Origin of the sequence: Motilimonas pumila (genome assembly GCF_003596335.1) — a bacterium.
Taxonomy (GTDB): domain Bacteria; phylum Pseudomonadota; class Gammaproteobacteria; order Enterobacterales; family CBDFNC01; genus Motilimonas; species Motilimonas pumila.
Genome location: NZ_QZCH01000012.1, coordinates 1 through 12,254 on the forward strand (window position 1 = coordinate 1; position 12,254 = coordinate 12,254).

The following is a 12,254-nucleotide window of genomic DNA, read 5'->3' on the forward strand; positions in this document are numbered from 1 at the left end:
CTTAACAGCATGACTAAACGGTTGATTTTAGGCTGGTCTAGCGGGGTTTCTTCTAACGCTTGGGTATATTGTTTGGTAAATAAATGGTGCCATTAAACACGGGCTGTCTAGTCACTTGTGAGCTAATTAGCCTGCGCTTGTCATGTTTTGAACACTTCGTTATTTAACTGCCTGTTTTTTAATATATAAAATATTTAGCTTAATGGTTTATTCGTATTTTTAGGGGAGGAGAGACCGGTGTCGAGATACGTAGTGAGTAAAAATGGAAAGTTTGGTTTTATTGATCAAGCGGGGGGTGAAGTTATCCCCTTGCAGTTTGATATGGCTGGTAAGTTTAATGAAGGGGTAGCTTGGGTGGTCATTACTCAGGATGAGCGACGGTTATCAGGCTTTATCGATGAAGCGGGAGAGTGGGTGATTGAGCCGATATTTTCGGCTGATGGATGGCACAATATGGATGGCAGCCTGTTTTCAGAGGGGGTTGCGGGCATCCAAGCTGATAATAACAAAATGATGTACATTAATCGCCAAGGCGAGCCGATTTGTGAGCCGATTTATGATCAGGTGCACCCTTTTTGCGAAGGGCGAGGGCTCGTGTGTCGTGATGGGTTATATGGCTATATTGATAGCACTGGGCAAGAGGTGATTACGTGTCAGTTTGCGATTAACAATACGTTTCCCGAACACAGTTACTTCTCTCATGGCAAAGCCATGGTGCGATTTAATATTGGTGAGGAAGGGCTGGAAACGAGCAATAATTTTGGCTGTATTAATAAACAAGGTCAGACGGTATTTGACCCTGAAGACAATTACGCTAATGCCTACAAAGAAGGCTTCTCAATGGTAGGGGATGGCCATAACTATTACTTTATCGATGAAGAGGGGCAAGTTCCGTTTGAGCGAACGACCCGCCAAGCAACCTCGTTTTCTCAAGGACTGGCGGACTTTTTGGATTTTGGCACTGGGCTATTTGGTTATATTGATAAAACGGGTGAGTGGGTTATTAAGCCGCAGTTTAAAAGTACCTTTCGATTTACCGAAGGGCTCGCTGTGGTGCATACGAAATATGGCAAAAGCAAGGGCTGCATAAATTTACAAGGAGAGCTGGTAATAGAGGGCGACTTTAAAATTATTTTGCCTTTTGAAAACGGCCTAGCGAAAGCGCATGAGCAAAACAAGTCGGGATACATCAATAAACAGGGTGACTATGTGTGGTCAACAGCTGATTGATGGTGAGCAACTTATAATCATTGGCGCTGACACCAAGGTCACAGGGAGAAAGTGTGAATACTAAGTGGTTAGTAGTCATTGGCATACCGTTTGCCATCAGCCTTATATTTCATCTGCTGATCGCCTCAGGTGTGCTAAATCGGTTATTAAATATCAGTGATGGGTTTCATGCCGGCACGGCATTAGGGGTTTGGTTGATGATACTTTATCCCGTCATGATCATAGGCTCTGCCTTACTGGTGATGGGCTTGGTTCAACAACAGCGAGGGTGGCACTTTTTCTTGGCCTTGATGGTATCTATTGGCTGCCATTTTGTTATCGCCAGAGGCTTAATTTTTTATAATCAACAAAAGACTGACGCCAGAGTCCAAGCAAGCTATCAGTTCGATCCACAAAGTCGGCCGAGGCACGATCCACTTAGGCCGCTTGCGGTGATGGAAGCTAAGGTATTACAAGGGCAAAATGGCCTCCAAGTTCACCTTGTGGTCCACGCGCTGGCTGGGGTGGTAGATGGCGCAGAGCGCCAGATTGAAGTTAAACCCGATCCTTACCCAGATTCAATTGCTTGGGGAGTGGGCAGCCTGCACGATACGAGAACATTAACCCCAGCGGGGCGCAAGGTTTATCGCGCTACTGTGTCATTCACTGCTCCAGTAAACTGGCACAGTGGCATAGTCGTGGTCAGGGGCCGCGACAATATCCTTGATAGCCGCAGTATTACAATGCCAGATTAAGCCGCTGCGCAAGGCATCGCTCAGCGACAAATGTGTTAGTCACTAAGGTGTTAATTGCGTAGCAAGCTGTTGGCTTTTGGCTATCCACAATGCGCGTTGGCGCTGTTTCGGGGAAAGCTGATTAGCGTAGTCTAAGGCCAAGTCAACGTATTGTTTGGCTTGTTCAGGGTTACTATTTTCCATGTACAGCTCGGCTATTTTTTGGCTGACACCGCCTAATTCAATGATTTTGGGCTTTAAGCTGTGTTGGCTGTGGTCGGTGCTAATAAACAAGCTAAACCAGTAAATAGCTTGGTCAATGATGGCACGCAATATCAGTTTGAATATAATGCCGCTCGGCACTTAACGCAGGTACGAAATCAGTTTGGAGAAAGGATTAGCTTTGAAGTCGACCCTGTAACTGGGTTCCTTGACTTTACTCCTTATTCTGCAAGGGGAAAGTACGCTTACAAGTTCGGCTCTTTATCTGGCAAAGGAACCGACATGACATCAGCGAATAATTGGGCTCGTAATACTTTTGGTGCTGACAATGTGTAACCTTTACCTAATGGTAGAATAAAGATTGATGGTGTTGAATATACTTGGCATCATCATCAAGAAGGTAAATCGATGATCCCGGCGGAGGTTAGGGTTTACGGGGTGATTCAAGGCGGTTTTGCTCACTCAGGTGGAGCAACGGTAATTAATTACGGGTTACAAGGCTTTTTCGGAGGGTCGGCATTTTGGTTGGTAAATTTTTGAATGTAAAGGATTTAATTAATGCCGGGTTGTTTAAGCCTAATGAGGAGGAGCCAAGTAATTCAAGTTTCGAAATCAGCGTTTTTTTGCCTGGTTTTAAAAAGGAAGTCAAAGTGGTGGCATGTAACTTAGTTAGTTTGGACTTGACTGAACAGATGAGCTATGTCGCAGAAACTGTTAACAGTATTATCTCGTTTGGGGCCAAAGATTACGTTTGGCTAAAAGAGGTTATATGGAAACACTATGAATCATGTATTTCAAATATTAGTTATGCAATGGTCGATTCAGAGGGGGGGGACAACGAGATTGATGCAAATCGAAAATACTTCAATATATCTTCGCCTAGCGAGGCATTTAGCTTAGCATCTTTAGAGGTGATTTGGTTTGATGTTAGTTTTTTGGGCGTCGATTACTTTAACTTGCATTTTAGCTGCCCTTGGGAGACGGAGCACGGAGTAATGATCGGTATATCCGAAGGAAAATTAGATTATTACGAATGATATTATACAGACAGAATAACTGGACAGCAGTTTAACGGGGCATCCATCTAAATAATCAAGCTATTTGAGAAAAATCCGAACACCCACCTAAATTTGAGTAATGTCACGTTTCCCTGCTTTAAGAACGAAGTGTATCACCATCTAAACTAATACAGTAAAAGAGATGGTATTTGTGGACAGTGGCACGGCGTTACTGAGTGATATTGAGTACCAAGCGTTTGATGGTCCGGTAGCGTGGCAAAATGGCAATGGCACCGCGTATCGCCAGCGACGTGATGTAGACGGTCGAACGGGCGAAATTACCTTGCAGCATGAAGGTGAAGATGACGCGTTGTGGCAGCAGGTTTACGCCTTTGATAGTTTCAATAAGACCGAATCATTGGACAGCCATCTATGAGTACAGAATCATTGGACAGTCATCTAAACAATCAAGCTATTTGATGGCTGGAAGCCAACGTAAAATACAAATCTTGCTGACGAGATTCGCAGCTGATTCATTAATGGATGAAAGGTTAAGCTAAAATGTTATCAGAAATACGTAACGCAGAGTTGATGTGTGATGTTTAGGCGTGAACAACCCTGCCTGTTAAGCAATTTGCGCAGTTAGTTTGTGCAGCTGGAAAATATTATCCAAATCCACTCAGTCGGTTACATGCAGCTTGGCCACGGGTCCAGCAGTGGCCTGCTCGGATGCTATGTGCTGTGAGGTGCTCCCAGCTGCCTGCAGCGCTGCCAAAGCTACGGCTAAAATGGCTGACAAGCTGTAGCCAGCTATCTTGCTCAATGCCCAGCTCGTGCAAAAGCTTGGGTTGATGGGCGGGAATGTGGCCACGCTTATCGTCCCGAATGGCGCGCCCTGTCCAGTCTACTAATTGCAGATACTCTTCAAAATAGAACGGAATTTCATTGGGTTGACGTGAATCAAATTGGCGCTCAAAGGGTAATAGTTCGAGCTTCGCTTCCGTATATTCATTCTGCTTTGCTTTATATTGCTGTATGCGTTCGTAAATTGAGGTGAACTCTTGCTCTTCGATACGCTGGCAGATATTGGCTCGCATTGGATTTAAATCGACATAAGTCATGCACGTAAGTAGCGCTTTCTCATCCAGCAAGGCTTGGCTTTTAAACCGCCCTTCCCAAAAATGGCCTTTGCACTTGTCTTCTTGGTTGGCTCTGCGGGCGATATCTTCATTTAAACAGCGCATCAACCAGCTGATGTCCTTAAGGCGAGTACGCCATTTTGCAATCAACTCAGCTAACGCCTCTTGTTGGGCAGTGCTTTGCTGTTTACCCACTCGCCAATCATCTACCAAAATGGGCGTAGCAAACAATTGCCGCCAGCGTTCCACAACGTCAACATCCGATAAATCATGGTTATCGGCTAAATTAATGTGCAGTATCAGGTGGTAATGATTACTCATAATGGCGTAAGCACAGATATCTATGGTAAAAATGTTGGCAAGCTGTTTAATTTTATCCAACAGCCAAGGCTTGCGATGCTCGTAACTTTTTTGGGTGTAGTGGTCGATACCGCATAAAAAAGCGCGACGCACGCAACGGCTGGTGACATGGTAATACGGGGTTGATTCAGGGCAGATCAACTGCTTGCGAGGTAAGGTCATGGCCACATTCTGCTCATTAAGTGGTCTGTTAAGTATGGTACAGGATGTGAGGTAGTGCAAAAAGGGGTGGGTGTCCTGATACTGTGCACTGATACTCCCTCGTGAAAAGGGGTGGGTGTCCTGATACTCCCCGTCCTGACACTCCCCGTGATACTCCCCTTAGTTGACCACTACAGTAAGCTTCTGCCTATCTGCACGCAAAGGGGGGGAGTGTATGGAATGTATACTTAACAAACAGCCACTTAAAAGTGGCTGCTGGGTTTGATGAATACAGTCAATCTATTCTCTACCAAATACGTTATTTTCTTGCTCTTGCACTCGAATAAAGGTGGTGCGTTTAGTCAGCTCTTTTAGCTTGGCCGCGCCAACATAGGTACAGGTTGAGCGCACGCCGCCCAGGATATCGGAGATGGTGTCGTGCACGCTGCCGCGGTAGGGAAGTAATACGGTCTTGCCTTCAGCTGCGCGGTATTTAGCCACGCCACCTGAGTGCTTGTCCATGGCTGATTGGCTCGACATGCCATAGAACTTCATAAATTGCTTACCGTCTTTTTCAATCACTTCACCGCCAGACTCTTCATGGCCGGCCAGCATACCACCCAGCATGACAAAGTCCGCGCCGCCGCCAAACGCTTTAGCAACGTCGCCCGCGCAAGAGCAACCACCGTCGCCTATAATGCGCCCGCCTAAACCGTGAGCAGCATCGGCGCACTCAATAATGGCTGAAAGTTGCGGATAACCCACGCCCGTTTTAACGCGTGTTGTGCACACTGAGCCGGGGCCTATGCCCACTTTAACGATGTCGGCGCCAGCCAGAATCAGCTCTTCTACCATGTCACCGGTGACCACATTTCCGGCAATGATAACCTTGTTTGGAAATGCTGTGCGCACTTTGCCTACAAACTCCACCAAGTGCTCAGAGTAACCATTGGCAATGTCGATACAGATAAACATTAAGTGCTGCGACATGGCTAAGATTTGCTGCGTTTTTTCAAAATCAGCGTCAGAGGTACCACTGGAAACCATGACATTGCTAAGCTCTTTCTCACTTGCCCCTGCCACAAAGGTTTGCCATTGCGCCACGCTGTAATGTTTGTGAACTGCCGTTAATACTTGGTGCTCAGATAAGGCTTTGGCCATTTCAAAGCTGCCGACCGAGTCCATGTTGGCGGCAATGACAGGTACGCCAGACCATTTTTCGCCACTGTGCTTAAAGGTAAACTCTCGGCTTAAATCGACCTGAGAACGACTCTTTAGGGTCGAACGCTTAGGGCGAAACAAAACATCTTTAAAACCTAACTTCAGCTCTTGTTCAATACGCATGGTGCTATTTCCTCAATCATTCAATCAAAGTGTGGCGGGTTTTGCGTGGCATCAGTGACTGCAACCGACTCGCTAATTTTAGCCAGTTGCTAAATTTCGGGCACAAAAAAACCGCAGCGCTGTCAGGCGCTCCGGTTTTCAGTATTATAGGTTGCAATTACTTTGCGGCAAGTCAGTTATTTGTCACCAAAATATCTGGCTGGTCACTAAGTCAAACTGGGACTATCTACTCTTCATACTTGAAGTCGCAGCTTTGTTAACTGTGCCAATTAACCCTATTTACATAGAACACCTATGCTCACAGGGCTAAATTGGCTTGTTGCCGCGCTGCAACTCCAATTATCTTGGGTATAGGCGATGGGGTAATAATGACACCATCATTCTGGCTCGGTATTTTTTCAGCCTCACTGCCTTTGAAACGCTATTTTTCTGAGACAGGCAAGATCCCAGATTGCTGCCATTGCTCGTTAATACCGTGACTGAGCGACTCTGCCACTGAGTGAATGTTACCCGGATTGGTAAATTCGCCGTTGCCGGTCCAAATCAATTGGTTATCGTTTAATGAATACAAGCTGACTTCAAACGTGACTTTTTCACGGCTCTCTAAGCTTGTTGTGTGAAATGACAAGGAGCTACGGTAATGGCGATAAAATCCGCGACTCACTCCCATTGACATACTAGGGCGCTCATAAAGCTCTGTTTTGGATGAAATATGCCTCACTAACAGGGCATGGCTAAAGCCTTGCTTTTGCACCATGGCGTGCTTTTGTTCGAGGCTTTCTGCGTCCGTATTACTGAGATAGCGATAACCCGCTTCGCCATTGATTGACGGCATGAGGGATATCAATGCGTCTTCAGCCACGCGCCGATTCGCAGGCGTGTCGAGCACGGTCACTACTAAGGTTTTATCAAATTCAACGGGCAGCGATTGTTGTGGCTCTTGCCAAGCTACATCAATGGGGTTACTGGAACAAGCGGTGAGCAGTAAGGCACATATCACGGCAGAGGTTGAGGCAAATATCGATTTCATAGCGCTCCCTTAACAAATGGTATTGCGCTAGTTATAACACGAAATTCTCTCGCTTAATGCAATTTATTCTTATTTAGCAGCGTGCTGGCTTTGCGTTCAAAGCATTGCGGCTATTTTACGCTGACTTTGCCGCCGATTATTTTATAAGCAGGCAGGCCGCGAATAATTTGTTCTCGAGCAAATACTTGCTGACACTGCGGGCAATGGCAAGGCGTGGTGGTGAAGTCGTGTACTAGGCGAGACTTAAAGCATTTTACCAGAGCGCCTTTGCCGCCTTTGCGGTATTTAAACAAAGGGCTGCGGCACTTAACGCAAAAGATATCGACGGTGCGCACCGGCCCTTTGATATTCGGTTTTGCCATGGCGGAATTTGGCCTGTGGATGACTAGGTTTTGTGAATGTTACCATGATTAAGGGCCGATTGACGGGTCACAGGCTTGGATGCCTTAGGTGCCTGGCAAGCGTGCCAGCACTTTTTTACCGGCGCCCACAGTTTTTGCCGCCTTAAAAATAGTAACCAGCCGGCTACGACCAGGTAGATGATGGCCTCGGCTAACCCTGCTTTTACCGACCAGTAGTAGTGAACCGGCGCTAATACAGCCGCTAAATACACCCAATTATGCAATTTTTGCCATTGTCTGCCCAAGCGTTTTCGAATGCCATTGTGGGAGGTTATTGACAGCGCGAGCAAGACTGCAAACGCCAGCATGCCGAACAAGATGTATGGCCTGCTGAGGGTTTCATTGAACAGTAGGGCCCAGTCATTGCCTAAGTCGAGGTATATGAAAATCGCCAAATGCACGCTGGCATAGGCCATGACCCAAAGCCCTAACAAACGTCGTAACTGAAACAATGGCGCCAGTTTAAAACGCTTTGCGAAAGGGCTAACCAAGAGCGTAATAAACAACAAGTTTAATGCCCCCTTGCCGGTAAAGTGGGTTAAATACTGTACCGGGTCACCGCCCAATTGACCTTGCCAAGTTTGCCAAGCCAGATGTGCGAGTGGTGCTGCAATGGCCAAATGCACGAGCGCTTTTATCACGCTCATATGGCGTTGGAGTATTGCTCTAACCATTAATAAAACTTCCTTAAATCCAAGCCCTTATAAAGGCTTGCCACTTCGTCTTGATAGCCATTAAACATCAGCGTAGGAATACGTTCGGCGCGAAACCCGTCGTTAATTCTGCGCTCACTGCCTTGGCTCCATCTTGGGTGGTCAACCTCAGGGTTGACGTTGGCGTAAAAGCCATATTCGTTAGGGGCGAGGGCTTGCCAAGTGGTTGGCGGTTGCTGCTCGGTCAGGGTGATTTTGACGATGCTTTTAATGCTCTTAAACCCGTACTTCCATGGCACCACTAAACGCAGCGGTGCGCCGTTTTGCGCGGGCAGCGTTTTACCGTACAAGCCTACCGACATCAGCGTTAATGGGTGCATGGCTTCAGCCATGGTTAGGCCTTCGACATAAGGAAATGGAATGCTGCTAAAGCGCGAGTTCTGCCCCGGCATGCGCTCAGGGTCGTACAAGGTTTGAAACGCTACGTATTTTGCCTTAGAGGTGGGCTTTACTTGTTTCAGCAGTGCCGCCAAAGGAAAGCCCAACCAAGGGATCACCATAGACCAAGCCTCAACGCAGCGCAGCCGGTAAATACGCTCTTCAATGGCGTGCTGTTTGAAAATGGCATCCATGTCTAAGGTGACTTTTTGTTTCACTTCCCCATCTATTTCTATGGTCCAAGGCTCGGGGTTAAACAGTTTCGAGTTTTCAATGGGGTCGGTTTTATTGGTACCAAACTCATAAAAATTGTTGTGGCTGGTGACCTTGCTTTCTGGGGTCAACTTCTCGGTTAAGTTGTTAGGCACTTTTTTACTGATAGTCAGGGGCTTGGGTTGATAAACCGCCACGTCAGGTTGGGCCGGCTCATCATCACCAAACAGCCCAAACAATGCGCCAGCACTTGGCGCGGCTACCGCGCTCAGGCCAACGCCAACGCCGGCTTTTTTCATTATTTCACGGCGTTGGCGGTAGATTTTTTCAGGGGTAATGGCTGAGCTAGGAATCTTATTTTTCATCTTGTTTAACCTTATATCGTCCTGACTACTACAGTCACAATGTCCTTGTTTGGCAAGAAGCGTTGCAAGCAATTTTTCTTGCGGTTAATGCTTTAGACCGTATCGCCAATAAAAAAATTACAGTGAAAAGGGCAATTTTTGCTTTTTCCTCTGACGAATACGAAACAAGAAGGCAAATTGCGCAACTTTAATCGGCATTGTTGCTATTTATTTGCATGGCTTTAAGGTAAAATTTTGCCCCTATTTTTTAGCACTTTGAGTACGACAATGTTTGAAGTAAATCCTGTGAATAATACCGTTAAGGAGCTGGGCGAACGCACTGAGCTTCTTAGGGGGTACCTTTGACTACGAGACGAGAAAAGAACGTCTTGAAGAAGTCAGCCGCGAATTAGAAGCGCCAGAAGTTTGGAACGAGCCTGAGCGAGCGCAAGCCCTTGGTAAAGAGCGTAGCGCATTAGAAGCAGTGGTGAAAACCATTGATGATATGGACGCCGGTCTAGAAGACATTACCGGTTTGGTTGAGCTAGCGGTGGAAGAAGAAGACGAAGATACGTTTTTAGAAGCCAAGGCTGAGCTGGCTGAACTCGAAGCCAAACTGGAAGTATTGGAGTTTCGCCGCATGTTCTCTGGCGATCACGATAGCAGTGATTGTTACTTGGACTTACAAGCGGGATCGGGCGGTACCGAAGCACAGGATTGGGCCAGTATGCTACTGCGTATGTACTTACGCTGGGGCGAAGCGCATGGCTTTAAAACTGAAATTATTGAAATTTCAGACGGTGATGTTGCCGGCATTAAAAGTGCCACCATTAAGTTTACTGGCGAATACGCCTATGGCTGGTTACGCACGGAGACTGGGGTTCATCGATTGGTTCGCAAATCACCATTTGATTCAGGCGGTCGCCGTCACACCTCATTTGCTTCAGCGTTTATTTACCCTGAAATTGACGACAATATCGCGGTAGACATTAACCCAGCAGATTTACGTATTGACGTATACCGGGCTTCCGGTGCCGGTGGTCAGCACGTTAACACCACTGAATCTGCGGTACGTATTACGCATTTGCCAACCAATATCGTGGTGCAATGTCAAAACGATCGCTCGCAGCATAAGAACAAAGACCAAGCCATGAAGCAGTTAAAGGCGAAGTTGTATGAGTATGAGCTGCAAAAGCAAAACAGCGAGAAACAAGCCAACGAAGACAATAAATCTGACATCGGCTGGGGCAGTCAAATACGTTCTTACGTGTTAGACGACGCTCGCATTAAAGATTTAAGAACGGGCATTGAAAACCGCAATACCCAAGCTGTTTTAGACGGCGATTTAGACAAATTTATTGAAGCTAGCTTAAAATCTGGCCTGTAGACACTTTGAGACCCTAAACATGACTGAACAAGTACAAGACGAAAACAAACTGATTGCAGAGCGCCGCGGCAAACTTGAGCAAATTCGCCAAGAATGTAGCGCCAACGGTCACCCAAATGACTTTGACCGTGAACACTACACCGGCGATCTACAAGCTGAGTTTGGTGAAAACAGCAAAGAAGAGCTGGCTGAGATTGCCAAAGTGGTGGCCGTAGCCGGTCGTGTGATGGCGAAACGTGGCCCTTTCCTTGTGTTGCAAGACATGAAAGGCCGCATTCAAGCTTACGCCGATAAAAACGTGCAAAAAGAGCTGAAAGCAAAATACGGCCAACTGGATATCGGTGATATCGTGGGCGTAAAAGGCGAGCTGTGTAAATCAGGTAAAGGCGACTTATACGTTAACATGGAGCAATACCAGCTGCTCACTAAGTCATTGCGTCCGCTGCCAGAAAAATTTCACGGCTTGGCTGACCAAGAAACCAAATATCGTCAGCGTTACGTTGACCTTATCATGAGCCAAGAAACCCGTGATACTTTCCAAGTGCGTTCAAAAGTGATTGAAGGCATTCGTCGCTTCTTAGTTGAGCGCGATTTTATGGAAGTGGAAACGCCCATGCTGCAAGTGATCCCTGGCGGCGCTACGGCGCGTCCGTTTGTGACTCACCATAATGCACTTGATATTGATATGTACCTGCGCATTGCCCCTGAGCTTTACTTGAAGCGTTTGGTTGTTGGTGGCTTTGAGCGTGTATTTGAAATCAACCGTAACTTCCGTAACGAAGGTTTAAGCCCGCGCCATAATCCTGAATTCACTATGATTGAATTCTACCAAGCGTACGCGGATTACAACGATTTGATGAACCTAACGGAAGAGATGCTGCGCACCGTCGCCGCTGACGTACTGGGCTCACCTGTGGTACGCAATACCAAAAAAGACGACGAAGGCAACGTGGTAGAGGAAATCTTCTATGACTTTGGCCAACCGTTTGAGCGCTTGCCAATGGCTGACGCTATCTTGAAATACGGCCCAAGTGAGTTTGACGCAGAAGTGTTGAAAAACCCTGAAGCTAACTTTGAGCAACTAAAAGCTTACGCTAAGCAAGTAGGTGTTAAATTCCCTGAAAAAGACGGTATTTGGGGCCCTGGCCGCGTACTGTGTGAAATCTTTGAAGAAACGGCTGAGCACTTGCTCATTCAACCGACCTTCATCACTGAGTACCCGTGGGAAGTTTCGCCACTGGCACGCCGTAATGATGACAACCCATTTATCACTGACCGTTTCGAGTTCTTCGTGGGCGGCCGTGAACTGGCAAACGGTTTCTCTGAGCTTAACGATGCGCAAGATCAAGCAGAGCGTTTCAGCAAGCAAGTAGAAGAAAAAGACGCCGGTGATGACGAAGCCATGCACTTTGACGAAGACTACATCCGCGCACTTGAGTTTGGTTTACCGCCAACAGCAGGTGAAGGCATAGGTATCGACCGTTTAGTCATGCTGTTTACGGATAGCCCAACCATCAAAGACGTTATCTTGTTCCCGCACATGCGCCCGCAAGCGTAACCTGCGAAGATAGTACTGATACTTGGGGCGCGCCCCAAGTATCAGTGAGACAAGTGAAAAGCCCAGCAGATAAACGTCTCTGC

The 12,254-nt window shown here is 46.9% G+C and carries 13 protein-coding genes; 6 read left to right on the forward strand and 7 right to left on the reverse strand.

The features are described 5' to 3' along the window. The first annotated feature begins 237 nt into the window (after positions 1-237). Together D1Z90_RS10285 and D1Z90_RS10290 are read left to right on the forward strand one after the other, a co-directional pair. On the forward strand, positions 238-1,230 hold the full coding sequence (locus D1Z90_RS10285; protein ID WP_119910671.1) for a WG repeat-containing protein: 993 nt from the start codon (positions 238-240) through the stop codon (positions 1,228-1,230). 53 nt (positions 1,231-1,283) lie between these two features. Beyond that, complete coding sequence (locus tag D1Z90_RS10290; protein WP_119910672.1) at positions 1,284-1,964, forward strand: hypothetical protein; 681 nt, start codon at positions 1,284-1,286, stop codon at positions 1,962-1,964. A gap of 42 nt (positions 1,965-2,006) precedes the next feature. Here the strand turns inward: D1Z90_RS10290 and D1Z90_RS10295 are convergent, their stop codons facing one another. Next, complete coding sequence (locus tag D1Z90_RS10295) at positions 2,007-2,306, reverse strand: hypothetical protein (protein WP_119910673.1); 300 nt, start codon at positions 2,304-2,306, stop codon at positions 2,007-2,009. A 380-nt stretch (positions 2,307-2,686) separates the two neighbouring features. On the opposite strand from D1Z90_RS10295, the gene D1Z90_RS10300 reads away from it, so the two are divergent. Continuing rightward, on the forward strand, positions 2,687-3,202 hold the full coding sequence (locus D1Z90_RS10300) for a DUF6985 domain-containing protein (protein WP_147378754.1): 516 nt from the start codon (positions 2,687-2,689) through the stop codon (positions 3,200-3,202). Between the two features lie 172 nt (positions 3,203-3,374). Further along, the gene (locus tag D1Z90_RS10305; RefSeq protein ID WP_147378755.1) at positions 3,375-3,599 is read left to right on the forward strand and encodes a hypothetical protein; all 225 of its coding nucleotides are present in this window, start codon (positions 3,375-3,377) and stop codon (positions 3,597-3,599) included. A gap of 229 nt (positions 3,600-3,828) precedes the next feature. On the opposite strand, the gene D1Z90_RS10310 is transcribed toward D1Z90_RS10305, so the two are convergent. The 6 genes from D1Z90_RS10310 to msrP all read right to left on the reverse strand — a co-directional run bounded on the left by D1Z90_RS10310 (position 3,829) and on the right by msrP (position 9,247). Continuing rightward, positions 3,829-4,824, reverse strand: a complete 996-nt coding sequence (locus tag D1Z90_RS10310) for a transposase (RefSeq protein ID WP_119910676.1) — start codon at positions 4,822-4,824, stop codon at positions 3,829-3,831. A 279-nt stretch (positions 4,825-5,103) separates the two neighbouring features. Continuing rightward, complete coding sequence (locus D1Z90_RS10315) at positions 5,104-6,147, reverse strand: GMP reductase (RefSeq protein ID WP_119910677.1); 1,044 nt, start codon at positions 6,145-6,147, stop codon at positions 5,104-5,106. A gap of 421 nt (positions 6,148-6,568) precedes the next feature. After that, complete coding sequence (locus D1Z90_RS10320; protein WP_119910678.1) at positions 6,569-7,177, reverse strand: hypothetical protein; 609 nt, start codon at positions 7,175-7,177, stop codon at positions 6,569-6,571. A gap of 110 nt (positions 7,178-7,287) precedes the next feature. After that, positions 7,288-7,539 (reverse strand): hypothetical protein, encoded by a 252-nt coding sequence (locus D1Z90_RS10325; RefSeq protein WP_119910679.1) that lies wholly within the window; start codon positions 7,537-7,539, stop codon positions 7,288-7,290. A 23-nt stretch (positions 7,540-7,562) separates the two neighbouring features. Then, positions 7,563-8,252, reverse strand: a complete 690-nt coding sequence (gene msrQ / locus D1Z90_RS10330; RefSeq protein WP_119910680.1) for a protein-methionine-sulfoxide reductase heme-binding subunit MsrQ — start codon at positions 8,250-8,252, stop codon at positions 7,563-7,565. Beyond that, the gene (gene msrP / locus D1Z90_RS10335) at positions 8,252-9,247 is read right to left on the reverse strand and encodes a protein-methionine-sulfoxide reductase catalytic subunit MsrP (protein ID WP_119910681.1); all 996 of its coding nucleotides are present in this window, start codon (positions 9,245-9,247) and stop codon (positions 8,252-8,254) included. Before msrP ends, msrQ begins: the two co-directional genes overlap by 1 nt. A 267-nt stretch (positions 9,248-9,514) precedes the next feature. Here msrP and prfB point away from each other — a divergent pair. Together prfB and lysS are read left to right on the forward strand one after the other, a co-directional pair. Further along, positions 9,515-10,613, forward strand: a protein-coding gene (gene prfB, locus D1Z90_RS10340) for a peptide chain release factor 2 (RefSeq protein ID WP_119910682.1) whose coding sequence is annotated in 2 segments (ribosomal slippage) — positions 9,515-9,589 and positions 9,591-10,613 — 1,098 coding nt in all. Because the reading frame shifts where the segments join, the coding sequence is not laid out codon by codon here. Positions 10,614-10,632: 19 nt separating this feature from the next. After that, the gene (gene lysS, locus D1Z90_RS10345) at positions 10,633-12,171 is read left to right on the forward strand and encodes a lysine--tRNA ligase (protein ID WP_119910683.1); all 1,539 of its coding nucleotides are present in this window, start codon (positions 10,633-10,635) and stop codon (positions 12,169-12,171) included. Positions 12,172-12,254: the final 83 nt, after the last annotated feature.

Excerpts from the sequence above, each read along its gene's own strand:
- D1Z90_RS10310 (WP_119910676.1), bottom strand. The coding sequence starts at position 4,824 with ATGACCTTACCTCGCAAGCAGTTGATCTGCCCTGAATCAACCCCGTAT.
- D1Z90_RS10315 (WP_119910677.1), bottom strand. The coding sequence starts at position 6,147 with ATGCGTATTGAACAAGAGCTGAAGTTAGGTTTTAAAGATGTTTTGTTT.
- D1Z90_RS10320 (WP_119910678.1), bottom strand. The coding sequence starts at position 7,177 with ATGAAATCGATATTTGCCTCAACCTCTGCCGTGATATGTGCCTTACTG.
- D1Z90_RS10325 (WP_119910679.1), bottom strand. The coding sequence starts at position 7,539 with ATGGCAAAACCGAATATCAAAGGGCCGGTGCGCACCGTCGATATCTTT.
- msrQ (WP_119910680.1), bottom strand. The coding sequence starts at position 8,252 with ATGGTTAGAGCAATACTCCAACGCCATATGAGCGTGATAAAAGCGCTC.
- msrP (WP_119910681.1), bottom strand. The coding sequence starts at position 9,247 with ATGAAAAATAAGATTCCTAGCTCAGCCATTACCCCTGAAAAAATCTAC.
- lysS (WP_119910683.1), top strand. The coding sequence starts at position 10,633 with ATGACTGAACAAGTACAAGACGAAAACAAACTGATTGCAGAGCGCCGC.